Origin of the sequence: Citrobacter sp. RHBSTW-00570 (genome assembly GCF_013739755.1) — a bacterium.
Lineage (GTDB): Bacteria > Pseudomonadota > Gammaproteobacteria > Enterobacterales > Enterobacteriaceae > Citrobacter > Citrobacter braakii.
Genome location: NZ_CP056399.1, coordinates 2,188,133 through 2,213,604, shown reverse-complemented (window position 1 = coordinate 2,213,604; position 25,472 = coordinate 2,188,133). Strand labels below are relative to the sequence as shown.

At 52.0% G+C, this 25,472-nt stretch carries 30 protein-coding genes; 16 read left to right on the top strand and 14 right to left on the bottom strand.

Annotation, left to right across the window (positions count from 1 at the left end; all coding sequences use genetic code 11):
* The first annotated feature begins 50 nt into the window (after positions 1 to 50).
* The 4 genes from manY to mntP all read left to right on the top strand — a co-directional run bounded on the left by manY (position 51) and on the right by mntP (position 3,234).
* On the top strand, positions 51 to 851 hold the full coding sequence (manY, locus tag HV237_RS10510; protein WP_016153395.1) for a PTS mannose transporter subunit IIC: 801 nt from the start codon (positions 51 to 53) through the stop codon (positions 849 to 851).
* A 12-nt stretch (positions 852 to 863) separates the two neighbouring features.
* Complete coding sequence (locus tag HV237_RS10505; protein ID WP_016153396.1) at positions 864 to 1,715, top strand: PTS mannose transporter subunit IID; 852 nt, start codon at positions 864 to 866, stop codon at positions 1,713 to 1,715.
* Positions 1,716 to 1,775: 60 nt separating this feature from the next.
* Entirely contained in the window at positions 1,776 to 2,234 is a 459-nt protein-coding gene (locus HV237_RS10500) for a DUF986 family protein (RefSeq protein ID WP_047358295.1), read from the top strand.
* 433 nt (positions 2,235 to 2,667) lie between these two features.
* The gene (gene mntP / locus HV237_RS10495; protein ID WP_047358296.1) at positions 2,668 to 3,234 is read left to right on the top strand and encodes a manganese efflux pump MntP; all 567 of its coding nucleotides are present in this window, start codon (positions 2,668 to 2,670) and stop codon (positions 3,232 to 3,234) included.
* Here the strand turns inward: mntP and rlmA are convergent.
* The 6 genes from rlmA to mgrB form a co-directional block, all read right to left on the bottom strand.
* Positions 3,231 to 4,040, bottom strand: a complete 810-nt coding sequence (gene rlmA, locus HV237_RS10490) for a 23S rRNA (guanine(745)-N(1))-methyltransferase (RefSeq protein WP_047358297.1) — start codon at positions 4,038 to 4,040, stop codon at positions 3,231 to 3,233. The two genes, mntP and rlmA, sit on opposite strands and share 4 nt — an antisense overlap.
* A 63-nt stretch (positions 4,041 to 4,103) precedes the next feature.
* The gene (gene ftsI / locus HV237_RS10485; RefSeq protein ID WP_016153400.1) at positions 4,104 to 5,849 is read right to left on the bottom strand and encodes a peptidoglycan glycosyltransferase FtsI; all 1,746 of its coding nucleotides are present in this window, start codon (positions 5,847 to 5,849) and stop codon (positions 4,104 to 4,106) included.
* A 219-nt stretch (positions 5,850 to 6,068) separates the two neighbouring features.
* Positions 6,069 to 6,278 carry a transcription antiterminator/RNA stability regulator CspE gene (gene cspE, locus HV237_RS10480; protein WP_001062678.1) on the bottom strand — a complete coding sequence of 70 codons (210 nt, stop codon included), beginning with the start codon at positions 6,276 to 6,278 and terminating at the stop codon, positions 6,069 to 6,071.
* A 12-nt stretch (positions 6,279 to 6,290) separates the two neighbouring features.
* Positions 6,291 to 6,434, bottom strand: coding sequence for a DUF2627 domain-containing protein (locus tag HV237_RS10475; protein WP_006684179.1), 144 nt, complete (start codon positions 6,432 to 6,434; stop codon positions 6,291 to 6,293).
* 636 nt (positions 6,435 to 7,070) lie between these two features.
* Positions 7,071 to 7,355 (bottom strand): YebO family protein, encoded by a 285-nt coding sequence (locus HV237_RS10470; protein ID WP_047358298.1) that lies wholly within the window; start codon positions 7,353 to 7,355, stop codon positions 7,071 to 7,073.
* A gap of 74 nt (positions 7,356 to 7,429) precedes the next feature.
* Positions 7,430 to 7,573, bottom strand: coding sequence for a PhoP/PhoQ regulator MgrB (mgrB, locus tag HV237_RS10465; protein WP_016153402.1), 144 nt, complete (start codon positions 7,571 to 7,573; stop codon positions 7,430 to 7,432).
* A gap of 164 nt (positions 7,574 to 7,737) precedes the next feature.
* On the opposite strand from mgrB, the gene HV237_RS10460 reads away from it, so the two are divergent.
* Positions 7,738 to 7,977, top strand: coding sequence for a YobH family protein (locus HV237_RS10460; protein ID WP_016153403.1), 240 nt, complete (start codon positions 7,738 to 7,740; stop codon positions 7,975 to 7,977).
* A gap of 112 nt (positions 7,978 to 8,089) precedes the next feature.
* Here HV237_RS10460 and kdgR read toward each other — a convergent pair whose 3' ends face one another.
* Positions 8,090 to 8,881 (bottom strand): DNA-binding transcriptional regulator KdgR, encoded by a 792-nt coding sequence (gene kdgR / locus HV237_RS10455; RefSeq protein WP_016156798.1) that lies wholly within the window; start codon positions 8,879 to 8,881, stop codon positions 8,090 to 8,092.
* Between the two features lie 174 nt (positions 8,882 to 9,055).
* Between kdgR and HV237_RS10450 the strand changes: the two genes are divergently transcribed.
* Positions 9,056 to 10,429: an MFS transporter gene (locus tag HV237_RS10450; protein WP_016153405.1), complete on the top strand. Its 1,374-nt coding sequence runs from the start codon at positions 9,056 to 9,058 to the stop codon at positions 10,427 to 10,429.
* A gap of 49 nt (positions 10,430 to 10,478) precedes the next feature.
* Here the strand turns inward: HV237_RS10450 and icd are convergent, their stop codons facing one another.
* On the bottom strand, positions 10,479 to 11,729 hold the full coding sequence (icd, locus tag HV237_RS10445; RefSeq protein WP_047358299.1) for an NADP-dependent isocitrate dehydrogenase: 1,251 nt from the start codon (positions 11,727 to 11,729) through the stop codon (positions 10,479 to 10,481).
* Between the two features lie 201 nt (positions 11,730 to 11,930).
* Here icd and rluE point away from each other — a divergent pair, with 201 nt between their 5' ends.
* The 5 genes from rluE to purB are packed head-to-tail and all read left to right on the top strand — an operon-like array spanning position 11,931 to position 16,239.
* On the top strand, positions 11,931 to 12,554 hold the full coding sequence (rluE, locus tag HV237_RS10440; RefSeq protein WP_047358300.1) for a 23S rRNA pseudouridine(2457) synthase RluE: 624 nt from the start codon (positions 11,931 to 11,933) through the stop codon (positions 12,552 to 12,554).
* A 13-nt stretch (positions 12,555 to 12,567) separates the two neighbouring features.
* Positions 12,568 to 13,029, top strand: a complete 462-nt coding sequence (locus HV237_RS10435; RefSeq protein WP_016153407.1) for an NUDIX hydrolase — start codon at positions 12,568 to 12,570, stop codon at positions 13,027 to 13,029.
* Positions 13,030 to 13,082: 53 nt separating this feature from the next.
* Positions 13,083 to 14,189, top strand: a complete 1,107-nt coding sequence (mnmA, locus tag HV237_RS10430; RefSeq protein WP_003832402.1) for a tRNA 2-thiouridine(34) synthase MnmA — start codon at positions 13,083 to 13,085, stop codon at positions 14,187 to 14,189.
* A gap of 34 nt (positions 14,190 to 14,223) precedes the next feature.
* Positions 14,224 to 14,865, top strand: coding sequence for a high frequency lysogenization protein HflD (hflD, locus tag HV237_RS10425; protein ID WP_016153409.1), 642 nt, complete (start codon positions 14,224 to 14,226; stop codon positions 14,863 to 14,865).
* Between the two features lie 3 nt (positions 14,866 to 14,868).
* A complete protein-coding gene (gene purB / locus HV237_RS10420; protein WP_016153410.1) occupies positions 14,869 to 16,239 on the top strand; it encodes an adenylosuccinate lyase in 1,371 nt (456 codons plus the stop codon).
* 74 nt (positions 16,240 to 16,313) lie between these two features.
* Here the strand turns inward: purB and ruvB are convergent, their stop codons facing one another.
* The 6 genes from ruvB to aspS form a co-directional block, all read right to left on the bottom strand.
* On the bottom strand, positions 16,314 to 17,324 hold the full coding sequence (gene ruvB / locus HV237_RS10415; protein ID WP_016153411.1) for a Holliday junction branch migration DNA helicase RuvB: 1,011 nt from the start codon (positions 17,322 to 17,324) through the stop codon (positions 16,314 to 16,316).
* Positions 17,325 to 17,332: 8 nt separating this feature from the next.
* Entirely contained in the window at positions 17,333 to 17,944 is a 612-nt protein-coding gene (gene ruvA, locus HV237_RS10410) for a Holliday junction branch migration protein RuvA (protein WP_016153412.1), read from the bottom strand.
* 80 nt (positions 17,945 to 18,024) lie between these two features.
* The gene (ruvC, locus tag HV237_RS10405; RefSeq protein WP_003034867.1) at positions 18,025 to 18,546 is read right to left on the bottom strand and encodes a crossover junction endodeoxyribonuclease RuvC; all 522 of its coding nucleotides are present in this window, start codon (positions 18,544 to 18,546) and stop codon (positions 18,025 to 18,027) included.
* Between the two features lie 34 nt (positions 18,547 to 18,580).
* Entirely contained in the window at positions 18,581 to 19,324 is a 744-nt protein-coding gene (locus HV237_RS10400; RefSeq protein WP_016153413.1) for a YebC/PmpR family DNA-binding transcriptional regulator, read from the bottom strand.
* A gap of 28 nt (positions 19,325 to 19,352) precedes the next feature.
* A complete protein-coding gene (nudB, locus tag HV237_RS10395) occupies positions 19,353 to 19,796 on the bottom strand; it encodes a dihydroneopterin triphosphate diphosphatase (protein ID WP_016153414.1) in 444 nt (147 codons plus the stop codon).
* Position 19,797: 1 nt separating this feature from the next.
* Complete coding sequence (aspS, locus tag HV237_RS10390; RefSeq protein ID WP_016153415.1) at positions 19,798 to 21,570, bottom strand: aspartate--tRNA ligase; 1,773 nt, start codon at positions 21,568 to 21,570, stop codon at positions 19,798 to 19,800.
* 264 nt (positions 21,571 to 21,834) lie between these two features.
* Between aspS and HV237_RS10385 the strand changes: the two genes are divergently transcribed.
* The 5 genes from HV237_RS10385 to cmoB are packed head-to-tail and all read left to right on the top strand — an operon-like array spanning position 21,835 to position 25,413.
* Complete coding sequence (locus HV237_RS10385) at positions 21,835 to 22,401, top strand: hydrolase (protein ID WP_016156803.1); 567 nt, start codon at positions 21,835 to 21,837, stop codon at positions 22,399 to 22,401.
* Complete coding sequence (locus tag HV237_RS10380; protein WP_016156804.1) at positions 22,398 to 23,216, top strand: DUF72 domain-containing protein; 819 nt, start codon at positions 22,398 to 22,400, stop codon at positions 23,214 to 23,216. The genes HV237_RS10385 and HV237_RS10380 overlap by 4 nt, the downstream gene beginning before the upstream one ends.
* Before the next feature lie 52 nt (positions 23,217 to 23,268).
* Positions 23,269 to 23,664 (top strand): MAPEG family protein, encoded by a 396-nt coding sequence (locus tag HV237_RS10375; protein ID WP_016153418.1) that lies wholly within the window; start codon positions 23,269 to 23,271, stop codon positions 23,662 to 23,664.
* Positions 23,665 to 23,704: 40 nt separating this feature from the next.
* Positions 23,705 to 24,448: a carboxy-S-adenosyl-L-methionine synthase CmoA gene (gene cmoA / locus HV237_RS10370; RefSeq protein WP_016153419.1), complete on the top strand. Its 744-nt coding sequence runs from the start codon at positions 23,705 to 23,707 to the stop codon at positions 24,446 to 24,448.
* Positions 24,445 to 25,413: a tRNA 5-methoxyuridine(34)/uridine 5-oxyacetic acid(34) synthase CmoB gene (cmoB, locus tag HV237_RS10365; protein ID WP_016153420.1), complete on the top strand. Its 969-nt coding sequence runs from the start codon at positions 24,445 to 24,447 to the stop codon at positions 25,411 to 25,413. Before cmoA ends, cmoB begins: the two co-directional genes overlap by 4 nt.
* Positions 25,414 to 25,472 lie beyond the last annotated feature (59 nt).

Below are 25,472 nucleotides of genomic sequence, written 5' to 3'. Positions count from 1 at the left end.
CATTTACTTAGTTTTCACACTTAAGTCTGTATAGCAATAGGAGAAGTACAATGGAGATTACCACTCTTCAGATTGTGCTGGTGTTCATCGTCGCATGTATCGCGGGTATGGAGTCGGTACTCGATGAATTTCAGTTCCACCGTCCGTTGGTGGCCTGTACGCTGATTGGTGCCGTTCTCGGTGATATGAAAACCGGTATCATCATCGGTGGTACCCTGGAAATGATCGCCCTGGGCTGGATGAACATCGGTGCTGCGGTTGCACCTGATGCCGCATTGGCCTCAATTATCTCTACCGTTCTGGTTATCGCGGGTCACCAAAGCATTGGTGCAGGTATCGCGCTGGCTATCCCACTGGCAGCAGCAGGCCAGGTACTGACCATCATCGTTCGTACTATCACCGTAGCATTCCAGCACGCAGCGGATAAGGCGGCAGAAAACGGTAACCTAACGGCGATCTCCTGGCTGCACGTATCCTCCCTGTTCCTGCAGGCTATGCGTATCGCTATCCCGGCGGTAATCGTGGCGATTTCTGTTGGTACCAGTGAAGTTCAGAGCATGCTTAATGCCATTCCGGAAGTTGTGACCGGCGGTCTGAACATCGCAGGGGGTATGATCGTAGTGGTTGGTTATGCGATGGTCATCAACATGATGCGCGCAGGCTACCTGATGCCATTCTTCTACCTCGGCTTCGTCACCGCGGCATTTACTAACTTCAACCTGGTTGCTCTGGGTGTGATTGGCGCAGTAATGGCTATCCTCTACATTCAGCTGAGCCCGAAATATAACCGCGTAGCCGGTGCACCTGCTGCTGCGGCTGGCAATAATGATCTCGATAACGAACTGGACTAGCAGGTGAGCGAAATGGTTGATATGACTAAAACTACCACCGAGAAAAAACTCACTCCGAGTGACATTCGTGGCGTGTTCCTTCGTTCTAACCTGTTTCAGGGTTCCTGGAACTTCGAACGTATGCAGGCGCTGGGTTTCTGTTTCTCCATGGTGCCGGCTATCCGCCGCTTGTACCCGGAAAACAACGACGCACGTAAGCAGGCTATTAAGCGTCACCTGGAATTCTTTAATACCCATCCGTACGTAGCGGCCCCCGTATTGGGCGTTACGCTGGCGATGGAAGAGCAGCGTGCAAACGGCGCAGAGATTGACGATGGTGCCATCAACGGTATCAAAGTTGGTCTGATGGGACCGCTTGCAGGCGTGGGCGACCCGATCTTCTGGGGTACCGTACGTCCGGTATTCGCCGCACTTGGCGCAGGTATCGCGATGAGCGGCAGTCTGCTTGGACCACTGCTGTTCTTCATCCTGTTTAACCTGGTTCGTCTGGCAACCCGTTACTACGGTGTGGCATACGGCTACCGTAAAGGTATCGATATCGTTAAAGATATGGGCGGCGGCTTCCTGCAGAAACTGACTGAGGGGGCGTCAATCCTCGGCCTGTTTGTCATGGGGGCATTGGTTAACAAGTGGACGCACGTAAACATCCCGCTGGTGGTTTCCACCATCACCGGTCAGGATGGTCAGACTCGCGTCACCACTGTGCAGACTATCCTTGACCAGCTGATGCCGGGTCTGGTTCCTCTGCTGTTAACTTTCGCCTGTATGTGGCTGCTGCGTAAAAAAGTGAACCCGCTGTGGATCATCGTTGGCTTCTTCGTCATCGGTATCGCGGGCTACGCTGTCGGACTGCTCGGCCTGTAAGACTGTTGTACACCGCCGGGGGCTTGCCCCCGGTTTTTCTATTTAGAGGGTTGAGGATTCATGACTATCACGGACCTGGTGCTGGTTCTTTTTATCTTTTCGCTGCTGGCGTATGCCATTTACGATCAGTTCATCATGCCCCGCCGTAATGGCCCCACTTTGTTGTCTGTCACCCTGCTTCCTCGTAGCAGAGTCGACAGCGTTATCTTCCTTGGCTTGATTGCTATTCTTATCTACAACAACATCACCAGCCACGGCGCGCAATTTACTACATGGTTATTATGTGCACTGGTATTGATGGGACTGTATCTGTTTTGGATCCGTACGCCAAAAATCATCTTCAAACAGAAAGGCTTTTTTTTCGCCAATGTCTGGATTGAATATAACCGGATTAAAGAGATGAATTTATCTGAAGACGGTGTCCTGGTGATGCAATTAGAACATCGAAGATTACTGATTCGCGTACGGAATATAGACGATCTCGAAAACATATATAAACTTTTAATTTCAAATCAGTAAGTTACAAATATAGCCTGAACTATGTTTTTTATATATCCATTCAAAAATAAACATAGCTAAGGCTATATCCCACCGCTCATAATGTTATTTATTTTAACGTTTTATTTATAAACAAATCTAAATGAAAATCGTTTTCAATTAGAGGCCAAATATTATTTCTGCGTTTCTTGTTTTATATTCTCAAAATATGTTAAGGTTGCGCCCGTCGTTGGGGAGTAGCCGATTTCCAGACTCCGGAAATGTACGTGTCAACATACTCGTTGAAAAACGTGGCGCGTACGGACTGATCTTACAGGTTCAGTCAGGCGAGACCATAGGCACATCAACTGCAATGCATACCTGAATGGCGCTGTATTTACAGTGATTCCAGCCTGTATGCATGGTTACTGGGGGCAGTGATGTGTTTTATGGATACCCCGGTCAGGACGCTGTTATGAATCTCACCGCTACTGTTCTTCTTGCTTTCGGCATGTCGATGGATGCTTTCGCTGCATCAATTGGCAAAGGCGCCACCCTGCATAAACCCAAATTTTCTGAAGCACTGCGCACCGGTCTTATTTTCGGCGCCGTTGAAACGCTTACGCCGCTCATTGGCTGGGGCATGGGTATGCTCGCCAGCAAATTTGTACTGGAGTGGAACCATTGGATCGCCTTCATTCTGCTGATCTTTTTAGGCGGACGAATGATAATAGAAGGCTTTCGCGACGACAGGGATGAAGATGAAGAGCCACAGCGCCGCCATGGCTTCTGGCTGCTGGTCACCACCGCCATTGCAACCAGTCTCGACGCAATGGCCGTCGGGGTGGGTCTGGCTTTCCTGCAGGTCAACATTATTGCCACAGCGCTGGCCATCGGCTGTGCCACGTTGATTATGTCCACGCTCGGCATGATGATCGGTCGTTTCATTGGCCCGATGCTGGGCAAGCGAGCTGAAATTTTGGGCGGGGTGGTACTGATAGGTATTGGCGCCCAGATCCTCTGGGCACACTTCCACGGTTAATTCAGGCGCTGCCAGATATGAATACTAAAGTCTGTCTGGCAGTCAAACGTCGTTTTTCCGGCTAACGTTTCCCACACTTCCGGCTTTGCCCGCCAGGCGAACGGCGTCATTTGCAGTAACGCAACGGCCTCGCTACCTTTGAGCTGCATCTGATACCCCAGCGCAAGGCTCTCTTGCAGAACAAAACCGTCCAGTTGCTCAGTGTGTGGCGCATGCAAACGCACCTCATCATAAATCAGCCCTTTCAGCTCCATTAAATGACGCGGACCCGGCGTGGCGGTAATAACCCAGCCACCCGGTTTGACCACGCGAGCCAGCTCCGGCGCTTTACAGGGAGCATAGATCCGGATGATGGCATCCATTGACTCGTCGGCAAACGGCAGGCGATGGCTGGAGGCAACGCAAAAGGTCACCTGCGGATAACGTCGGGCTGCGGCCTTAATCGCCACTTTAGAGACGTCAAGACCAAAGGTTGTACAGCCCGTCAGAGCATCAGCAAACGCATGGGTGTAATACCCTTCCCCACAGCCAATATCCAGGATCGCCGCATCTTCTGAACTCAACCTCTGGGTGAGCGCATCTACAATTGCATCGCGCAGCGGCTGATAATGTCCGGCATCGAGAAATGCCCGGCGCGCCTGCATCATCTCCGCGCTATCACCCGGATCGCGCGAGCGTTTGTGCTGAACCGGCAGTAAGTTGACATACCCTTCTTTCGCCACGTCAAACTGGTGCCGCCCAGGGCAGACAAAACTGTTATTCGCTTGAGTAAGAGGCTGGTGGCAAAGAGGACAGGAAAACGACATGACAACTCCGGCAGGTGACTTAAGGGCGCAAGTGTAACGCGAATTGCGCCCTGGGAAAATAACTTACAGCGACGGCGAGGATACGTTGCTGCCGTGCATTACCAGCAGATGATCGGAGCCGGGAGGCATACCGTCCGGCTTTACGTTTTCCAGACGCAGGACATCGCCCATTATCTGGCTGAATACAGGCGCGGAGACTGCCCCCCCATAATAAGCACCGTTTTGCGGGTTATTTATAACCACAACCAGCGCGAACTTTGGGTCGCTTGCTGGCGCAACGCCCGCCGTATAGGCCACATATTTATCGACATATTTGCCGTCATCGCCAATTTTCTTTGCCGTTCCGGTCTTAACCGCGACGCGATAATCTCTGACCGCGGCCTTGGTTCCCCCGCCGCCGGGTAGCGCGACGCTTTCCATCATATGTTCAACCTGGTGAACCAACGCCTCCGGCATCACTCGCGTACCTATTACCGGCGGATCGATACGCGTAATAGAAAGGGGTCGATAGATACCAAAACTGCCGATGGTGGCATATACATGCGCCAGCTGGAGCGGCGTCACCATTAATCCATAACCAAATGCGAAGGTTGCCCGGTCCAGATCGCTCCAGTAGCGGCGTTGAGGCATTAATCCGCGACTTTCCCCGGTTAAACCCAGTCCGGTTGGATCGCCAAAGCCAAAGCTTTTATAGGTATTCAGTAATTTCTGTACCGGCATCGCCAGCGAAAGGTGTGACACGCCGGTATCGCTCGATTTCTGCAAAATCCCGGTCAGCGATAGCTCCGGGTAAAATCCGACGTCGCGGATGCGATGCCCATCAACAATAAAAGGATGAGTATCAATCACACTGTCAGGCTGTACTATCCCCTGCTGCAGAGCGGTCATAATCACCAGTGGTTTTACGGTTGAACCGGGTTCAAAGGTATCGCTAATCGCACGATTACGAAAATCATCCAGTACCGCGCCATCACGGTTATTGGGATTGAAATCGGGAAAGCTTGCCATGGAGAGTATTTCGCCGGTGGCAATGTTGACCAGCACTGCGGCCCCTGATTCCGCTTTATTCCATGTCACGGCATTGTCCAGCGCGTCTTCAGTAACCGTCTGCAAACGCTCATCAATGCTGAGCTGTAATTCATGCGCCGGCACCGGCATCACTTCCGTGATATTTTCGATGACATGGCCAAATTTGTCTTTCCGTACCAGGCGGGAGCCGGGTTTGCCCATCAACTGGCTATTGAAGCTTTTCTCCAGCCCTTCAATCCCCTGACCGTCAATGTTGGTGAAACCAATCAGATTGGCCGCAACATGTCCGGCGGGATAAAAGCGGCGGGACTCTTCACGCAGGTTGATTCCCGGCAGATCCAGTTTATCGACCCATTCTGCCTGCTGAGGAGAGATCTGGCGCGCCAGATAGATAAACCGCCCGGCTGGATTGCTGTTAACGCGTTCAGCCAGCGTGCTGAGCGAAATATGCAGCGTCTTCGCTAACGCCTGCCAACGTTCGTTATAGCCAACACCACCCTTGCTGATAATCGTCTTCGGATCGGCCCAGACGGCGTTAACCGGAACGCTTACCGCCAGCGGTCGCCCTTCTCTGTCGGTTATCATTCCGCGTGGCGAAGCGATGGACACCTCGCGTAAGGAACGCATGTCTTCCTGTTTTACCAGATTCGTCGGCGTGACAATTTGCAACCACGCAACCCGCCCCAGCAGCAATCCAAGGCTCAATAATATTGCCACACAAAGCAGGGCAAAACGTACGGGAGTAAAATTGCGCGCATCGCCGTCGTTTTTCTTTTTCACCCGATCTCCAACAAGATAGTTTTTCAGGTGTCTGATTTAACGGGAAATGCCGCAAGAAAGCGGGGAAAACTATGCTACGAACCTCACGCCTTTGCAACAAAGCGCTAATGGATGGGCATTCAGTAATATTTTGACGTAATTAGAATTAAAAAGCCCCGCATAAGCGAGGCTTTATATCTGAGATGGATGCGCAAAAGCGCTTCAAATCAGTGGTGTCGATCAGATAGCTGTTACGTTAACAGCAGCCGGACCTTTCTGGCCGTCCTGAATTTCGAACTCAACGTTCTGGCCTTCAGCCAGAGTTTTGAAGCCGTTACCCTGGATAGCGGAGAAGTGTACGAACACGTCTTTGCTGCCATCAGCCGGAGTAATGAAACCAAAACCTTTAGACTCGTTGAACCACTTAACTTGACCTTTAATCTTTGCCATTTGCAAAATTCCTTAGAGTATTTTCTTCGCCCGCGGGCATAACATAGATAAAACTGAGACATTACTGCTTGAGGCACTAATATAAGGTTCGGCAGAGAAGCGGTATTCAACGTCAACGTGTTTACTCAGGACTTCTTTACTGAAAATGCCACACATAAACAGAACTGTACCTCGTTTAACCCAAAACGTGTTATCACATACAACGTTAATAATGGCAAGCCATTTTTAAACGTGTCTCGATCGGTCGCACAAATCCCGTCGTCCATCAAACAGCAACTGCACAGTTATGCGCCAGATCGAGTAGAATTATATTCTCGCCTCTCTCCCCTATCCCCGCCTGACTTGCGCCATAGCCGGGATATTTCTACCATAGCTCAATAGCTTCAGTTGTTCCAGGTTATCTGTTACGGGTTCTGCCAGATATCATTTTTTATGCTTAGTAATGCATAAAATGTCACAAGCGTAAAAATGAGATCCGCCTTCTGGTTTTGCACCAAAATAATGAAAGAATGATGACAAGGCACAAAAAAAGTAAGAGAAACGTTTCGCTGTTAATAAAACGATCGTTATCACAAAAATGACATAATCATATTTTTTACGTATGGAAGATTATATTTATATCAGACTGGGGATAAGATATTAATTAGGCGGAGCATCTGAAAATACTGAGAATAGATGACTGCCCGGCCGCCAATTACACGACGGGGACAGAAGAAAATAATCTGACGCGCTGACGACAGGATGAAGCAACTGAGAACAACAACAGCCGTTCCTCATCCTGCCATACCTTTTTTACCGCTCAGCTACCAGGCGGATGATGTCATCGTCTTCATCCTTAATGGGCAGTGCAGTAGGCTCTGCTGCTTTCTCGGGTTCGTTAGCTTCGCAAAGGCGACGTAACAAAGCGTTCTGTCTTTTTTGCTGATCTAACAATGCCTCAAGCAGCTCAATCTGCTCGTTAGTACGCGAACTTGCCCGATTGATAAAAAACCAAAGAACAAGCCCAACAATCAGAACCACCACCGATACCGCTAAAGGCGCAAAACTCAACGCGCCAGAATTCAAAACTTCGTTCATTTTACCACCTCAATGTAGACAGCGTAGTTTACCACTGCCGCACAAGAAGGTAATCAACTGTTGCGAAAATGCGCTTACCAGGGAATAAATTTATTGAAGGCACAAATACCGCTGAAAAATTGTACGTCCTGATCGCACATGATGTTGAACACCTGCGCCCACATCAGTATGCATACCAGTACAACAACAATCAGCACTACCCAGCGAATTTTTTTCACTCCAGCTCCACTCTTCAACTCCACATCTTATGTCTATAAATTATCATGCGTTACCTAAACCCAGAGTTAACTGTATAGGCATTCAATCTTTTTAGGAATGATTGACTTGTTTCATACCGTGTACAGGCTAATCTAATAACAATGAGAAAAGATAAGAGGTTGTAATGCGTCTGATTATCCGCGCTATTGTGTTGTTAGCTCTGGTTTGGATCGGTTTATTATTGAGCGGCTATGGAATTTTGATTGGAAGTAAGGAGAATGCTGCCGGTCTGGGTCTGCAATGCCAATATCTGACTGCCCGTGGAACCAGCACGGCACAGTACGTCCACACCAGTAGCGGTATCATTGGCCTGTCGGATTGTCCCCTGTTAAGGAAAAGCACGGTCATTATCGATAACGGCTAATAATGCAACATTACATTCGATACGTTATTTACGCCAGGTAACGTTATGACTGTTCATAAAAAACCCCAGGTACAAAATACCTGGGGTTTTTTACATTCGCGATTACGTCAGATTAGAACGGATAGTCGTTATAGCCCATTTGTTCTGAAATCTTGCGCGCTGCCGTATGCAGCATTGCCACATACTCGTGTAAACGCTCTTCTGAGAAACGCAGCGTTGGGAATGAAATACTCAACCCCGCAATAACCACGCCGAAACGGTCAAACACCGGTACGCCGATGCAGCGCAGGCCTTCTTCCTGTTCTTCGTTATCTTCGCCGTAACCCTGCTCACGTACTTTATCCAGCAGTAGCAGTAATTCATCAGTATTCGTAATGGTACGATCGGTGCTGCGTTTGTACTCAATGCCATCCAGAATCTGCTTCACTTCATCGCGGTCACGCCATGCCAGCAGAACTTTACCGATAGCTGTACTGTACAGCGGATTACGACGACCAACGCGGGAATACATGCGCAGATTGTACATAGAGTCGATTTTGTGAATGTAGACGATGCTGTCTTCATCCAGCGCACCGAGGTGTACAGTCTCTTTGGTCAGGCGCGAAAGTTCGCGCATCTGAATGTCAGCGCTACGGATAAGATCGACGTTTTGCAACGCGCGCGCGCCCAGCTCGAATAATTTCAGGGTCAGTGAGTATTTCTCAGACTCCCCTTCCTGTGCCACATAACCCAGCGTTTTCATGGTCTGCAAAAAACGATAAACGGTGCTTTTCGACATCATGACGCGTTGCGACAACTCGGTAATACCAATTTCGCGCTCTTCACCCAGCGCCTGCAGAATGCCAAAAACTTTCAGCACGGAAGATACAGAATCGGGTTGCTTATCCAGATCTGCGATTGCCATTTATCACCCCTTTCGAGTGTTTTATAAAAATCAGAACCGGTTTTTATTATAATTTCACGTACCAACCCTCGCAATCGCTCTTTGCTCACTTAGTTACAAATCTGCGACCTAACACCTGAATATCAATGCTAAAATTATTACTCTCATCATAAATTCCACAAATATCGACTTTCTATGGAAAAAATTCAGGCCGATGGTCTGCCATTGCCCCAGCGATATGGCGCAATTTTAACCATTGTTATTGGCATTTCTATGGCAGTACTCGACGGTGCAATAGCGAACGTGGCCCTGCCAACTATCGCCGCCGATCTTCAGGCCTCACCTGCCAGCTCAATCTGGATTGTGAACGCCTATCAAATCGCGATCGTCGTTTCGCTCCTGTCCCTCTCTTTTTTAGGCGATATGTTCGGTTACCGGCGCATTTATAAGTGTGGCCTGGTCGTGTTCCTGCTTGCATCGCTATTTTGTGCCTTGTCAGATTCGTTGCACATGCTGACGCTGGCTCGCGTCGCCCAGGGTTTTGGCGGTGCGGCGCTAATGAGCGTGAATACGGCATTGATCCGACTTATTTATCCCCAGCGTCAGCTTGGGCGGGGGATGGGGATTAACTCTTTTATCGTCGCAGTCTCCTCGGCTGCGGGTCCGACCATTGCCGCAGCAATTCTTTCTATTGCCTCCTGGAAATGGCTGTTTCTGATTAACGTCCCGCTGGGAATAGTTGCCCTGTTGCTGGCGATGCGTTTTTTGCCAGCCAATGCGTCCCGCGGCACTAAACCACGCTTTGACCTGCCCAGTGCGGTAATGAATGCCTTAACGTTTGGCTTGTTAATTACGGCGCTCAGCGGCTTTGCACAAGGACAGTCGCTAAAACTGATTGGTGCCGAGCTTGTGGCGCTTATGGTGGTGGGTTTTTTCTTTATCCGACGCCAGCTCGCGCTGGAGGTGCCGTTACTGCCGGTTGACCTGTTACGCATTCCACTGTTTTCACTCTCGATTTGTACCTCGATATGTTCATTCTGCGCACAAATGCTGGCATTGGTTTCCCTGCCCTTCTTTATGCAAACGGTGCTCGGACGCAGCGAGGTCGAAACAGGCCTGCTGTTGACGCCATGGCCGCTGGCAACCATGGTGATGGCACCGCTGGCGGGATATCTGATTGAACGCGTTCACGCCGGGCTGTTGGGCGCACTGGGCATGGCGTTGATGGCCAGCGGGTTGTTTTCGCTGGTGCTGCTGCCCGTTTCCCCCTCCGATTTTAATATCATCTGGCCGATGATTCTGTGCGGCGCGGGCTTTGGCTTGTTCCAGTCCCCAAATAATCACACCATCATCACCTCCGCGCCGCGTGAACGCAGCGGTGGGGCGAGCGGTATGCTGGGGACGGCGCGCTTGCTGGGTCAGAGTACCGGGGCCGCACTGGTCGCGCTGATGCTAAACCAGTTTGGCGACAGTGGAACGCACGTCTCGCTGATAGCCGCTGGCATTCTGGCCTCGCTGGCAGCAATTGTGAGTGGTTTACGTATTACGCAACCGCGAGTTCAGGCATAAAAAAACGGGAACCTCTCGGTTCCCGTTTTCACACAACCCAGAATCTGGGTTACATGTTTTCGATGATCGCGTCACCAAACTCGCTACATTTCAGCAGCTTAGCGCCGTCCATCAGACGTTCGAAGTCATAGGTTACGGTTTTCGCGTTAATCGCGCCTTCCATACCTTTAACGATCAGGTCAGCCGCTTCAACCCAACCCATGTGGCGCAGCATCATTTCAGCGGACAGAATAATGGAACCTGGGTTCACTTTATCCTGACCTGCATACTTCGGTGCAGTACCGTGGGTTGCTTCGAACAGCGCACATTCGTCGCCGATGTTCGCGCCCGGCGCGATACCAATACCACCAACCTGTGCGGCCAGCGCATCGGAGATGTAGTCGCCGTTCAGGTTCATACAGGCAATCACATCATATTCAGCCGGACGCAGCAGGATCTGTTGCAGGAACGCATCGGCGATAACATCCTTAACCACGATCTCTTTACCGGTTTTCGGGTTCTTGATTTTCACCCAAGGACCGCCGTCGATCAGTTCACCACCGAATTCTTCACGCGCTAACTGGTAGCCCCAGTCTTTGAACGCGCCTTCGGTGAATTTCATGATGTTACCTTTGTGTACCAGGGTAACAGAATCACGATCGTTAGCGATGGCGTATTCGATCGCCGCACGAACCAGACGTTTAGTCCCTTCTTCAGAACACGGTTTGATACCAATACCGCAATGCTCCGGGAAGCGGATTTTCTTCACGCCCATTTCTTCGCGCAGGAATTTAATCACTTTCTCGGCATCTGCAGAGTCCGCTTTCCATTCGATACCTGCGTAGATATCTTCGGAGTTTTCACGGAAGATGACCATGTCGGTCAGTTCAGGGTGCTTAACCGGGCTAGGCGTGCCCTGGTAATAACGCACCGGGCGCAGGCAGACATACAGGTCAAGTTCCTGACGCAGGGCAACGTTCAGAGAGCGAATACCGCCGCCAACTGGGGTGGTCAGTGGGCCTTTGATGGCAACACGATATTCACGAATCAGATCAAGGGTTTCAGCAGGCAGCCAGACGTCCTGGCCATAAACCTGAGTGGATTTCTCGCCGGTGAAGATTTCCATCCAAGAGATTTTACGCTCGCCTTTATAGGCTTTCTCGACAGCAGCATCGACAACTTTGATCATCGGTGGGGTTACATCAACGCCGATACCGTCGCCTTCAATGAACGGGATAATCGGATTTTCAGGAACGTTGAGTTTGCCGTTTTGCAGGGTGATCTTCTTACCTTCCGCCGGAACAACTACTTTGCTTTCCATTCACCTCTCCTTCGAGCGCTTCTGGTTCTGCTCGTCTGTCATCGCGCTGCATGTGCGTTTGCGTCCTGCTGCACGAATGCGTTAGAGCAATTTTTGTTAATGTTTTGTAATGAGCATGTCAATACTACCCTAATGTTCGTCGCCATGAAAGACACTCGTTCTTAGGCTATAATGCGGCAATTGATATAATCTGAAAATACCATGCAAAAAACTTCTTTTAGAAATCACCGGGTTGAGCGATTCAGCTCACGACAAGTCACCAAACAGCGTAAAGAAAACCAACCAAAACGCGTGGTTTTGTTCAATAAACCCTACGATGTTTTGCCACAATTTACTGACGAGGCGGGCAGAAGCACGTTAAAAGATTTTATTCCCGTGCCGGGAATCTATGCTGCGGGCCGACTCGACCGGGACAGCGAAGGACTTTTGGTGCTGACCAATGACGGCGCGCTGCAGGCGCGGTTAACGCAACCCGGCAAGCGCACGGGGAAAATCTATTACGTCCAGATCGAAGGCGAGCCGACAGCAGAAGCGCTGGATGCGCTGCGTACCGGGGTGACGCTCAATGATGGTCCCACGCTGCCCGCAGGTATTGAAATAGTAGAGGAACCCACCTGGCTGTGGCCGAGAAACCCGCCTATTCGGGAACGGAAAAATATCCCCACCAGTTGGCTGAAAGTTACTTTATATGAAGGCCGCAACCGCCAGGTTCGTCGTATGACAGCGCATGTTGGATTCCCGACGCTGCGCCTCATCCGCTATGCCATGGGAGATTACACGCTGGAAAATCTCGCCAACGGTCAATGGCGGGATGCAACTAACTGAATAAGGAACAGGTATGTTCAAACCGCACGTCACGGTCGCCTGCATTGTGCATGCAGAAGATAAGTTCTTAGTCGTTGAGGAAACAATCAATGGCAAAGCCCTGTGGAATCAACCTGCAGGACATCTGGAAGCGGATGAAACCCTGGTGCAAGCCGCCGCTCGCGAACTGTGGGAAGAGACGGGCATCAAAGCGCAGCCGCAGCACTTCATCCGGATGCATCAATGGATTGCGCCGGACAAAACGCCATTTTTACGTTTTCTGTTTTCTATCGAGCTTGCCAATATGTGCGCTACTGAACCTCATGACAGCGATATAGATTGCTGTCGCTGGGTCAGCGCAGAAGAGGTTCTCTCAGCGCCAAATCTGCGTTCGCCGTTGGTTGCGGAAAGTATTCGTTGCTATCAGAGCGGACAGCGCTACCCGCTGGCGATGATCGGCGAATTTAACTGGCCGTTTACAGAGGGTGTCAAGTAAGGGGCTGCGTGCTAGAATATGCCGCCTTGAAGTTCAATGTCGTGAGTATTCCTATGTCTGAAAGCCCAAAAAAAGTGATCGTCGGCATGTCCGGCGGTGTCGATTCCTCCGTTTCTGCCTGGCTGTTGCAACAACAGGGTTATCAGGTAGAAGGCCTGTTCATGAAGAACTGGGAAGAGGACGATGGCGAGGAATATTGCACAGCGGCCGCCGATCTTGCAGATGCGCAGGCTGTCTGTGACAAACTCGGCATTGAACTGCATACCGTCAACTTTGCCGCAGAATACTGGGACAACGTCTTTGAACTGTTCCTTGAAGAGTACAAAGCGGGCCGTACGCCAAACCCCGATATTCTGTGCAATAAAGAAATCAAGTTTAAAGCCTTCCTCGAGTTTGCCGCCGAAGATTTAGGTGCCGATTATATCGCCACTGGTCACTACGTGCGCCGCGCCGACGTCGACGGCAAAAGCCGCCTGCTGCGTGGACTCGATGGCAATAAAGACCAGAGCTATTTCCTCTACACGCTCGGTCATGAACAAATCGCGCAAAGCCTGTTCCCGGTCGGCGAACTGGAAAAACCGCAGGTGCGTAAAATTGCCGAAGATCTCGGTCTGATTACGGCCAAGAAAAAAGACTCAACCGGTATCTGCTTCATCGGCGAACGTAAGTTCCGCGAGTTTCTCGGTCGTTACCTGCCGGCTCAGCCTGGCAAAATCATCACCGTTGATGGCGAAGAGATTGGCCAACATCAGGGGCTGATGTACCACACGCTGGGTCAGCGTAAAGGTCTGGGCATTGGCGGGACGAAAGAAGGCACTGAAGATCCGTGGTACGTGGTGGATAAAGATGTCGAGAACAACATTCTGGTTGTTGCTCAGGGTCATGAACACCCGCGTCTGATGTCCGTTGGCCTGGTGGCGCAACAGCTGCACTGGGTCGATCGCGAACCGTTCACCGGCACAATGCGCTGCACGGTGAAAACCCGCTATCGTCAGACCGACATTCCGTGCACCGTTAAGGCGCTGGATGCTGAGCGTATTGAAGTCATTTTCGACGAGCCAGTCGCGGCGGTAACGCCGGGTCAGTCGGCTGTCTTTTACAATGGCGAAGTGTGCCTCGGCGGCGGCATTATCGAACAACGATTGCCTCTGCCTGTATAATTACTTACACATCTAATACAAGGAAGCAGTGAACGTGGCAAAGAATTATTATGACATCACCCTCGCTCTGGCAGGCATTTGTCAGTCGGCACGCCTGGTGCAGGAACTGGCGCACCAGGGGCATTGTGATGCCGATGCATTGCACGTTTCACTGAACAGTGTCATCGACATGAATCCCAGCTCTACGCTGGGCGTGTTTGGCGGTAGCGAGGCCAACCTGCGTTTAGGTCTGGAAACGATGCTCGGCGTGCTCAACGCCAGCAGTCGTCAGGGGCTGAACGCGGAACTCACCCGCTACACGTTAAGCCTGATGGTGCTGGAGCGTAAGCTGTCAGCCGCTAAAGGCGCTATGGACACGCTGGGAGACCGCATCAACGGCTTGCAGCGCCAACTGGACCATTTTGATTTGCAGTCAGAAACGTTGATGAGTGCGATGGCAGGCATTTATGTTGACGTCATCAGCCCACTCGGCCCACGTATTCAGGTTACGGGCTCCCCGGCCATCCTTCAGAGCCCACAGGTTCAGGCTAAAGTACGCGCTTCCCTGCTGGCTGGCATTCGCGCTGCCGTGCTCTGGCATCAGGTTGGTGGAGGCCGTCTGCAACTCATGTTTTCTCGTAATCGCCTGACGACTCAGGCTAAACAAATTCTTGCTCATTTAACCCCGGAGTTGTGATCTATGGAATTATCCTCACTGACCGCCGTTTCCCCTGTCGATGGACGCTACGGCGATAAAGTCAGCGCGCTGCGCGGGATTTTCAGCGAATACGGTTTGCTGAAATTCCGTGTACAAGTTGAAGTACGCTGGCTGCAAAAACTGGCCGCGCACGCAGCGATCAAGGAAGTTCCTGCTTTTGCTGCCGACGCAATCGGTTTCCTTGATGCGATTGTCGCTAACTTCAATGAAGAAGATGCTGCGCGTATCAAAACCATTGAGCGTACGACCAACCATGACGTGAAGGCAGTTGAGTATTTCCTGAAAGAGAAAGTGGCGGATATCCCGGAACTGCACGCTGTTTCCGAGTTCATCCACTTCGCGTGTACCTCAGAAGACATCAACAACCTGTCTCACGCGCTGATGCTGAAAACCGCCCGTGACGAAGTAGTTCTGCCGTACTGGCGCAAGCTTATCGACGCGGTGAAAGATTTGTCCGTACAGTATCGCGATATTCCTCTGCTCTCCCGTACCCACGGTCAGCCAGCCACCCCGTCTACGCTGGGCAAAGAAATGGCTAACGTGGCTTACCGTATGGAGCGTCAGTACCGCCAGCTCAATCAGGTCGAAATTCTCGGCAAAATCAACGGTGCAGTCGGTAACTATAACGCCCACATCGCCGCTTATCCGGAAGTGGACTGGCATCAGTTCAGCGAAGAATTTGTCACCTCGCTGGGCATCCAGTGGAACCCGTACACCACGCAGATTGAGCCGCACGACTACATTGCCGAGCTGTTTGATTGCATCGCCCGTTTCAACACTATCCTGATCGACTTCGACCGCGATGTCTGGGGTTACGTGGCGCTGAACCATTTCAAACAGAAAACCATCGCGGGTGAAATTGGTTCCTCCACCATGCCGCACAAGGTGAACCCAATCGATTTCGAAAACTCCGAGGGTAACCTGGGCCTGTCTAACGCGGTTCTGCAGCATCTGGCGAGCAAACTGCCGGTCTCCCGCTGGCAGCGCGATCTGACGGACTCTACCGTTCTGCGTAACCTGGGCGTGGGGATTGGCTATGCGCTGATCGCTTATCAGTCCACGCTGAAAGGTGTGAGCAAACTGGAAGTGAACCGCGATCATCTGCTGGATGAACTGGATCATAACTGGGAAGTGCTGGCAGAGCCGATCCAGACCGTGATGCGTCGCTATGGCATTGAAAAGCCATACGAGAAGCTGAAGGAACTGACCCGCGGCAAACGCGTTGACGCCGAAGGTATGAAGCAGTTTATCGACGGTCTGGCGCTGCCTGAAGACGAGAAAACACGCCTGAAAGCAATGACGCCGGCCAATTACATTGGTCGCGCCGTCACCATGGTTGATGAACTGAAGTAATCTGTTTTACGCCTGTCAGGCCTGCATCATATCGTAGGCCTGCCAGGCGTAGCGCCATTAGGGATTATTGGATCTTATGGCATTTCCGGCGGTGTAATGCCAAAGTGGTTCCACGCCCGCACCGTTGCCATACGTCCGCGCGGAGTTCGCTGCAGAAAACCTTGCTGAATCAGATACGGCTCCAGCACGTCCTCAATGGTTTCACGCTCTTCCCCAATCGCCGCCGCCAGGTTATCCAGTCCTACCGGTCCGCCGAAGAATTTATCGATAACCGCCAGCAGCAGCTTACGGTCCATATAATCGAATCCTTCCGCATCCACATTGAGCATATCCAGTGCCTGAGCGGCAATATCTGCTGAAATTGTGCCGTCATGCTTCACTTCGGAGAAGTCGCGCACCCGGCGTAATAAACGGTTGGCGATACGCGGCGTACCACGGGCGCGGCGTGCCACTTCCAATGCGCCTTCATCGCTCATTTCCAGTCCCATAAAGCGGGCGCTGCGTCCAACAATGTGCTGCAGGTCTGCCACCTGATAGAATTCCAGGCGCTGTACAATACCGAAGCGGTCACGCAGCGGAGACGTTAACGAACCGGCGCGCGTCGTCGCCCCGATCAGGGTAAACGGCGGCAGATCGATCTTAATCGAACGTGCGGCTGGTCCTTCGCCAATCATGATATCCAGCTGATAATCTTCCATCGCCGGATACAGCACCTCTTCCACCACCGGTGACAGGCGATGGATTTCATCGATAAACAGCACATCGTGCGGTTCAAGGTTGGTGAGCATTGCCGCCAGATCGCCCGCTTTTTCCAGTACCGGACCGGAAGTGGTGCGCAGATTAACGCCCATTTCATTGGCAACAATATTGGCAAGCGTGGTTTTACCGAGACCTGGAGGACCGAAAATCAGCAGGTGATCGAGGGCTTCACCGCGCAGCTTCGCCGCCTGGATAAAAATCTCCATTTGCGAACGCACCTGAGGCTGGCCAATATACTCTTCCAGCAATTTGGGGCGGATCGCGCGATCCACCAGATCTTCAGGGGTCGTGCTGACAGCCGAAATCAGGCGATCTGCTTCAATCATCCTTTACCTCACAATGCCGCGCGAAGCGCTTCACGAATCAGGGTTTCACTGCTGGCATCAGGGCGAGCAATTTTGCTCACCATGCGGCTGGCTTCCTGTGGTTTATAGCCTAACGCCACCAGCGCAGCAACCGCTTCCTGCTCGGCGTCATCCGTTGCAGGACTGGCCGGAGAGGTCAGGACCAGATCCGCCGCCGGCGTGAAGAGATCGCCATGCAGGCCTTTAAAGCGGTCTTTCATTTCCACAATCAAACGCTCTGCGGTTTTCTTACCTATGCCCGGTAATTTCACCAGCGCGCCAAGCTCTTCGCGCTCAACGGCATTAACGAACTGCTGTGCAGACATACCGGAGAGGATCGCCAGCGCCAGCTTCGGCCCGACGCCATTGGTTTTGATTAACTCTTTAAACAGCGTGCGTTCTTGTTTGTTGTTAAAACCATATAGTAGTTGAGCGTCTTCACGTACCACAAAATGGGTGAAGATAATCGCTTCCTGCCCGGCTTCCGGCAACTCGTAGAAACAGGTCATCGGCATATGGACTTCATAGCCTACTCCGCCGGTTTCCAGAAGGACCAGCGGGGGTTGTTTTTCAAGAATGATGCCTCTGAGTCTGCCTATCACGTGACGCTCCTGCGTTAAGGGCTAAAAGGTAATGCGCTATCATAAAAAAAGGCTGGATAGATATCCAGCCTCATTTGTCACTAACGTAACCGACCTCGCGCCAGATTCAGCCGCGACTCGCTCATTTGCATGGCGTTCTGGCTGACGTGGCAATGGGTAATAGCAATCGCCAGCGCATCCGCGGCATCCGCCTGCGGATTTGCCGGGAGTTTTAGCAGCGTGCGTACCATATGCTGAACCTGGCTTTTTTCCGCGCTGCCGATACCCACCACGGTCTGTTTTACCTGGCGGGCCGCGTATTCAAAGACCGGAAGATCCTGATTGGTAGCCGCAACGATTGCCACGCCGCGCGCCTGCCCCAACTTTAGCGCCGAGTCGGCATTCTTCGCCATAAAGACCTGCTCAATGGCAAAATAGTCGGGCTGGAACTGGGTGATGATTTCCGTCACGCCCGCATAAATCAACTTCAGACGTGATGGAAGATCGTCGACTTTGGTGCGAATGCAGCCGCTACCGAGGTAGGTCAGCTGTCTGCCGACCTGACGGATTACGCCATAACCGGTGATGCGCGACCCCGGGTCAATGCCGAGAATGATAGACATCACGCATCTCCTGTTAGTTTATGGCTTAACCACATCATTCGAGCGTTGCAGCAACCTCATCGGAGATTTCGCCGTTGTGGTAAACTTCCTGCACGTCGTCGCAGTCTTCCAGCATATCGATCAGACGCATCAGCTTCGGTGCCGTTTCTGCATCCATATCCGCTTTGGTGGAGGGGATCATAGACACTTCAGCCGCGTCCGCTTTCAGACCAGCCGCTTCCAGCGCATCACGCACTTTGCCCATCTCTTCCCACGCGGTGTAAACGTCAATCGCGCCGTCGTCGAAGGTCACAACGTCTTCAGCGCCCGCTTCCAGTGCCGCTTCCATAATGGCGTCTTCGTCGCCTTGTTCAAAAGAGATCACGCCTTTTTTGCTGAACAGGTAAGCTACGGAACCGTCGGTACCGAGGTTGCCGCCCGTTTTAGTGAATGCGTGACGCACTTCCGCAACGGTACGGTTACGGTTGTCAGACAGACACTCAATCATAACGGCTGTTCCGCCAGGACCGTAACCTTCATAGATGATGGTTTCCATGTTCGCATCATCGTCGCCACCAACACCACGCGCGATTGCACGGTTCAGGGTGTCACGGGTCATGTTATTTGCCAGCGCTTTATCAACCGCGGCGCGCAGACGTGGGTTAGCATCCGGATCGCCGCCGCCCAGTTTGGCTGCCGTCACCAGCTCACGAATGATTTTGGTGAAAATTTTACCGCGTTTAGCATCCTGCGCTGCTTTACGATGTCTGGTGTTGGCCCATTTACTATGACCTGCCATAAATAATCTCTCCAAAAAGCGCGCCTTCTCAGGCGACGTTAATTACAAACTCTTCAATCGCCTGCCGGTTACTCCACGACTTGGTTAACTGCGCGGCTTCGTGCGCATTAACCCAACGGTAGGTCAGATGTTCGGTGAACACGATCTCTCGTTCAGAGGGAAGTGCCAGGCAAAACCAGGATTCAGTATTACGCTCAATTCCCGGCGCATAGCGATGACGTAAATGGCTAAAAATCTCAAATTCCACCGTGCGCTGACAGTCAATTAAGGTCAGTTGCTCAGTCGCAACATCAATGGCGACCTCTTCCTTTACTTCGCGCATCGCGGCTTGCGACGCGGTTTCACCCTCTTCAAGGCTGCCGGTGACCGACTGCCAGAAATCAGGATCGTCGCGTCGCTGTAACATCAGCACTCTCCCGGTGTCCTTTGCATAAATCACGACTAACACCGAGACAGGCTGTTTGTATCTCATATCAGTTATTCTCAGCCTTCTTAACAACCTGAATGCTCAGTTCCGCCAGCGCGGCTTCGTTGGCAAAGCTTGGCGCTTCAGTCATCAGACACGCTGCAGCCGTAGTTTTCGGGAAGGCAATAACGTCACGAATGTTGTCAGTACCGGTCAGCAGCATAGTTAAGCGATCCAGACCAAACGCCAGGCCCGCATGCGGCGGTGTACCGTATTTTAGCGCATCCAGCAGGAAGCCGAACTTCTCGCGCTGTTCTTGCTCGTTAATGCCCAGAATGCCGAATACCGTCTGCTGCATATCACCGTTGTGAATACGCACGGAACCACCGCCCACTTCATAGCCGTTGATGACCATATCGTACGCGTTGGCAACCGCGTCTTCCGGCGCAGCTTTCAGCTCAGCGGCAGTCATGTCTTTTGGCGCGGTGAACGGGTGGTGCATCGCGGTCAGACCGCCTTCACCATCGTCTTCAAACATCGGGAAGTCGATAACCCACAGCGGCGCCCATTTGGCTTCGTCGGTAATGTTCAGGTCTTTGCCCAGTTTCAGACGCAGCGCACCCATCGCGTCGGCAACCACTTTCTTGTTGTCGGCACCGAAGAAAATCATGTCGCCGTCTTGCGCACCAGTACGCTCCAGAATCGCATCTACGATTTCTGCGTTCAGGAACTTAGCAACCGGGCTGGTGATGCCTTCCAGGCCTTTCGCACGCTCGGTGACTTTGATGTAAGCCAGACCTTTCGCGCCGTAAATCTTAATAAAGTTACCGTAATCGTCGATCTGCTTACGGCTTAAGCTCGCACCGCCCGGTACACGCAGGGCAGCCACGCGGCCTTTCGCATCGTTCGCCGGACCAGAGAACACGGCGAACTCAACGCCTTTCACCAGATCGGCAACGTCAACCAGTTCCATCGGGTTACGCAGGTCTGGTTTATCAGAACCGTAACGACGCTCGGCTTCGGCAAAGGTCATGATCGGGAAATCACCCAGATCCACACCTTTAACTTCCAGCCACAGGTTACGCACCAGCGCTTCCATCACTTCACGCACCTGCGGCGCGGTCATGAAGGAAGTCTCAACATCGATCTGAGTAAATTCAGGCTGACGGTCAGCACGTAAGTCTTCATCACGGAAGCATTTTACGATCTGATAGTAGCGGTCAAAACCGGACATCATCAGCAGCTGTTTAAACAGCTGAGGAGACTGCGGCAGCGCGTAGAACTTACCTTTATGAACACGAGAAGGAACCAGGTAATCGCGCGCGCCTTCCGGCGTAGCTTTGGTCAGCATCGGAGTTTCGATGTCGAGGAAGCCGTGATCGTCCATAAAACGACGCACCAGGCTGGTAATTTTGGCACGCGTTTTCAGGCGCTGCGCCATTTCAGGGCGACGCAGATCCAGGTAGCGATACTTCAGTCGCGCTTCTTCGGTGTTTACGTGGTTAGAGTCCAGCGGCAGCGAGTCTGAACGGTTGATGATGGTCAGATCGGAGGCCAGCACTTCAATTTCGCCAGTCGCCATATCGGCGTTGACGTTTTTCGCGTCACGCGCACGCACGGTGCCCGTAACCTGGATACAGAACTCATTACGCAGTTCGGAGGCCAGCTTTAACGCATCCGCACGGTCCGGATCGAAAAATACCTGCACGATACCTTCGCGGTCGCGCATATCGATAAAGATCAGGCTACCAAGATCACGACGACGGTTGACCCAACCACACAGAGTCACCTGCTGCCCCTCGTGGGACAGACGTAGCTGTCCGCAATATTCTGTACGCATGAGATATCCCTTAACTTTGCCGCAGGCGGATTGTCACCTGTCTCGCAGGTGACGAAGTCGCAGCTTTAGCTGAATGTCACAACTGAATGAAAAAAGGCGGCTATTATACTGGAAATTCTGCCGCACGATAAGTCCGGTACTGACTGTACGCCTGTTTCCTGGACGGGCATTGCGTAATCTCACAAAAAATAACAAAAATTGTCGTCCCTTTCACACTGATTCGCGATTAAGGTGTAACGGAATTCTTTTTTTACTGGAGTGATCATGCTGGAACTGAACGCAAAAACAACCGCTCTTGTTGTTATTGATCTACAGGAAGGTATCCTGCCTTTCGCTGGCGGCCCATACTCGGCAAACGACGTGGTTGCCCGCGCCGCGCAGTTGGCGGAAAAATTCCGTGCCCACGGTTCCCCGGTGGTAATGGTGCGCGTCGGCTGGTCTGACGATTATGCCGAAGCGCTGAAACAGCCAGTTGATGCTCACGCTCCGGCCAAAGCGTTACCCGAAAACTGGTGGAATTACCCGAGCGCTCTGGGTAAATGCGCCAGCGACCTCGAAGTGACCAAACGCCAGTGGGGAGCTTTCTACGGCACCGATCTGGAATTACAACTGCGTCGTCGGGGCATCGAGACCATCGTCCTGTGCGGAATCTCCACAAATATTGGCGTGGAGTCAACGGCGCGAAATGCGTGGGAGCTGGGTTTTAATCTGATCGTTGCAGAAAACGCCTGTAGTGCCGCCAGCGCTGAGCAACATCAGGGCAGCATGACGCATATTTTCCCGCGTATCGCACGCGTACGCAGCGTGGACGAGATCCTGCAAGCGCTATGATTTATATCGGTTTACCCCAGTGGGCGCATCCCAAATGGGTGCGTCTGGGGATCACCAGCCTTGAAGAGTATGCCCGCCACTTTAACTGTGTGGAGGGCAATACCACGCTGTACGCGCTGCCAAAAGCCGACATTGTGGCCCGCTGGCATGCGCAGACTACCGATGCGTTTCGATTTTGTTTTAAGTTTCCGGCCACCATTTCGCATCAGGCCGCGCTGCGTAATTGCGATGACCTGGTACAAGAGTTTTTCACGCGCATGTCGCCACTTGAATCACGCATTGGGCAATACTGGCTGCAATTACCCGCAACTTTTGGCCCGCACGACCTGCCAGCCTTGTGGCAGTTTCTCGATGCGCTCCCCAAATCCTTTACCTACGGTGTGGAAGTTCGCCATCCGGACTTCTTTGCCAAAGGCGAAACAGAGCAACGATTCAATCGAGGCCTACATGAGCGCAGGGTAAATCGGGTGATTCTGGACAGTCGACCGGTACATGCCGCAATACCACATACTGAAGCGATACGTGACGCCCAGCGCAAGAAGCCAAAGGTTCCGGTGCATGCAGTGGTGACGGCAAACCATCCGATGGTACGCTTTATCGGCAGCGATAATATGGCACAAAACAGCGCGCTTTTTGCCGTCTGGCTGACCAAGCTGTCGCAATGGCAACAAACCACAACGCCGTATCTGTTTTTACATACCCCGGATATCGCGCAGGCCCCGGAGCTTGTCGATACGCTATGGGCAAATTTACGCAGCGCCCTGCCAGAGATCGGATCAGCTCCGTCTATTCCACAGCAATCTTCTCTTTTCTGAAAATGCCACCTATCATAGTCAATGCCATCAGCCATTTTAAAAGGGAGTTTGTATGGTAAGCGCGCTTTATGCCGTATTGGGTGCGTTATTGTTAATTAAGTTCTCCTTTGACGTCGTTCGCCTGCGCATGCAATACCGCGTTGCATATGGTGACGGAGGTTTTAGCGAACTACAAAGCGCTATCCGCATTCACGGTAATGCGGTGGAATATATTCCCGTCGCATTGGTGCTGCTGTTATTTATGGAAATGAACGGCGCAGAAACGTGGATGGTGCATATTTGCGGGCTGATTTTGATTGCCGGACGATTGATGCATTATTACGGATTCCATCACCGGCTTTTCCGCTGGCGCCGTTCAGGCATGAGCGCGACCTGGTGTTCGCTGTTGCTAATGGTGCTGGCGAATCTTTGGTATATGCCCTGGGAGTTGGTTTTCTCCCTGCATTAGCGCACAATACGCCACTTTATTTTTCCCGGATTTTTACGTTATGTCTCACCGCGACACGCTTTTTTCTGCGCCTATCGCCAGTCTGGGTGACTGGACCTTTGATGAACGGGTAGCTGAAGTCTTCCCGGATATGATCCAACGATCCGTTCCTGGCTATTCCAATATCATTTCTATGATTGGGATGTTGGCCGAACGTTTCGTACAGCCCAACACACAGGTCTACGATCTGGGTTGTTCTCTGGGCGCGGCGACGCTCTCGGTGCGTCGCAATATTCATCACGAGAATTGCAAAATTATTGCCGTTGATAACTCCCCGGCCATGGTTGAGCGCTGCCGCCGTCATATTGACGCCTATAAAGCGCCGACACCGGTTGACGTTGTCGAAGGCGATATTCGCAACATTACTATCGAAAACGCCTCGATGGTGGTGCTGAATTTTACCCTGCAATTCCTTGAGCCACCTGAGCGCCAGGCATTGTTGGATAAGATTTATCAGGGGCTGAACCCCGGCGGCGCGCTGGTACTGTCTGAAAAATTCAGTTTCGAAGACGCTAACGTTGGCGAACTGCTGTTCAACATGCACCACGATTTCAAACGGGCAAATGGCTATAGCGAGCTGGAAATCAGTCAAAAGCGCAGCATGCTGGAGAACGTGATGCTGACCGACTCGGTCGAAACGCACAAAGCGAGACTGCATCAGGCGGGCTTTGAACACAGCGAATTGTGGTTCCAGTGCTTTAACTTTGGTTCTCTGGTGGCACTGAAAGCTGAGGTTAGCGCATGATCGACTTTGGTAACTTTTATCAACTGATTGCCAAAAATCACCTTTCTCATTGGCTGGAAACGCTCCCGGCGCAAATCGCGACCTGGCAGCGCGATCAGCACGGCTTGTTTAAGCAGTGGTCAAATGCGGTCGAGTTTCTGCCCGAGCTGACGCCGCATCGCCTGGACTTACTGCATAGCGTTACCGCCGAAAGCGATGAGCCGCTCAGCGACGGTCAGCTCAAACGTATCGACACCCTGATGCGTAACCTGATGCCATGGCGTAAAGGGCCGTACTCGTTGTACGGCGTCAATATAGATACCGAGTGGCGCTCGGACTGGAAATGGGATCGCGTTCTGCCGCACTTGTCTGACCTCACCGGGCGCACCATTCTTGATGTCGGCTGCGGGAGTGGATATCACATGTGGCGCATGATTGGCGCGGGGGCGCATCTGGCGGTTGGCATCGATCCTACCCAGCTGTTTCTGTGCCAGTTCGAGGCAGTGCGTAAACTGCTGGGCAATGACCAACGCGCTCACCTGCTGCCGCTGGGTATTGAGCAGCTTCCGGCGCTCAACGCCTTTGATACCGTATTCTCCATGGGAGTGCTTTATCACCGCCGTTCACCGCTGGAACACCTGTGGCAGTTGAAGGATCAGTTGGTGAAAGATGGCGAACTGGTACTGGAAACGCTGGTCGTCGAAGGTGATGAAAATACCGTACTGGTACCGGGCGATCGCTACGCGCAGATGCGTAACGTTTACTTTATTCCTTCTGCGTTGGCGTTAAAAAACTGGCTGGAAAAATGTGGGTTTGTTGATGTGCGCATCGCTGATGTCTGCGTCACCACCACCGAAGAGCAGCGCCGCACCGAGTGGATGATAACCGAATCACTGGCCGACTTCCTCGACCCGAACGATCACAGCAAAACGGTGGAAGGCTACCCGGCCCCATTACGCGCGGTATTGATTGCACGTAAGCCGTAGTTATTTTTGCCAGATAGCACTCTTTCTGCAAAATAGTTCAACTTGCAGCAAGGCAGACA

Bases quoted from the DNA above. Each gene is read 5' to 3' on its own strand.
- mntP (WP_047358296.1), top strand. From the start codon at position 2,668: ATGAATCTCACCGCTACTGTTCTTCTTGCTTTCGGCATGTCGATGGAT.
- purB (WP_016153410.1), top strand. From the start codon at position 14,869: ATGGAATTATCCTCACTGACCGCCGTTTCCCCTGTCGATGGACGCTAC.
- HV237_RS10450 (WP_016153405.1), top strand. From the start codon at position 9,056: ATGGAAAAAATTCAGGCCGATGGTCTGCCATTGCCCCAGCGATATGGC.
- HV237_RS10500 (WP_047358295.1), top strand. From the start codon at position 1,776: ATGACTATCACGGACCTGGTGCTGGTTCTTTTTATCTTTTCGCTGCTG.
- HV237_RS10475 (WP_006684179.1), bottom strand. From the start codon at position 6,434: ATGTGTGGCATTTTCAGTAAAGAAGTCCTGAGTAAACACGTTGACGTT.
- ruvB (WP_016153411.1), bottom strand. From the start codon at position 17,324: ATGATTGAAGCAGATCGCCTGATTTCGGCTGTCAGCACGACCCCTGAA.
- cmoA (WP_016153419.1), top strand. From the start codon at position 23,705: ATGTCTCACCGCGACACGCTTTTTTCTGCGCCTATCGCCAGTCTGGGT.
- cspE (WP_001062678.1), bottom strand. From the start codon at position 6,278: ATGGCAAAGATTAAAGGTCAAGTTAAGTGGTTCAACGAGTCTAAAGGT.
- manY (WP_016153395.1), top strand. From the start codon at position 51: ATGGAGATTACCACTCTTCAGATTGTGCTGGTGTTCATCGTCGCATGT.
- aspS (WP_016153415.1), bottom strand. From the start codon at position 21,570: ATGCGTACAGAATATTGCGGACAGCTACGTCTGTCCCACGAGGGGCAG.
- HV237_RS10460 (WP_016153403.1), top strand. From the start codon at position 7,738: ATGCGTCTGATTATCCGCGCTATTGTGTTGTTAGCTCTGGTTTGGATC.
- rlmA (WP_047358297.1), bottom strand. From the start codon at position 4,040: ATGTCGTTTTCCTGTCCTCTTTGCCACCAGCCTCTTACTCAAGCGAAT.
- HV237_RS10505 (WP_016153396.1), top strand. From the start codon at position 864: ATGGTTGATATGACTAAAACTACCACCGAGAAAAAACTCACTCCGAGT.
- kdgR (WP_016156798.1), bottom strand. From the start codon at position 8,881: ATGGCAATCGCAGATCTGGATAAGCAACCCGATTCTGTATCTTCCGTG.
- HV237_RS10400 (WP_016153413.1), bottom strand. From the start codon at position 19,324: ATGGCAGGTCATAGTAAATGGGCCAACACCAGACATCGTAAAGCAGCG.
- HV237_RS10380 (WP_016156804.1), top strand. From the start codon at position 22,398: ATGATTTATATCGGTTTACCCCAGTGGGCGCATCCCAAATGGGTGCGT.
- cmoB (WP_016153420.1), top strand. From the start codon at position 24,445: ATGATCGACTTTGGTAACTTTTATCAACTGATTGCCAAAAATCACCTT.
- icd (WP_047358299.1), bottom strand. From the start codon at position 11,729: ATGGAAAGCAAAGTAGTTGTTCCGGCGGAAGGTAAGAAGATCACCCTG.
- nudB (WP_016153414.1), bottom strand. From the start codon at position 19,796: ATGAGATACAAACAGCCTGTCTCGGTGTTAGTCGTGATTTATGCAAAG.
- HV237_RS10385 (WP_016156803.1), top strand. From the start codon at position 21,835: ATGCTGGAACTGAACGCAAAAACAACCGCTCTTGTTGTTATTGATCTA.
- ruvC (WP_003034867.1), bottom strand. From the start codon at position 18,546: ATGTCTATCATTCTCGGCATTGACCCGGGGTCGCGCATCACCGGTTAT.
- HV237_RS10375 (WP_016153418.1), top strand. From the start codon at position 23,269: ATGGTAAGCGCGCTTTATGCCGTATTGGGTGCGTTATTGTTAATTAAG.
- HV237_RS10470 (WP_047358298.1), bottom strand. From the start codon at position 7,355: ATGAACGAAGTTTTGAATTCTGGCGCGTTGAGTTTTGCGCCTTTAGCG.
- mnmA (WP_003832402.1), top strand. From the start codon at position 13,083: ATGTCTGAAAGCCCAAAAAAAGTGATCGTCGGCATGTCCGGCGGTGTC.
- HV237_RS10435 (WP_016153407.1), top strand. From the start codon at position 12,568: ATGTTCAAACCGCACGTCACGGTCGCCTGCATTGTGCATGCAGAAGAT.
- rluE (WP_047358300.1), top strand. From the start codon at position 11,931: ATGCAAAAAACTTCTTTTAGAAATCACCGGGTTGAGCGATTCAGCTCA.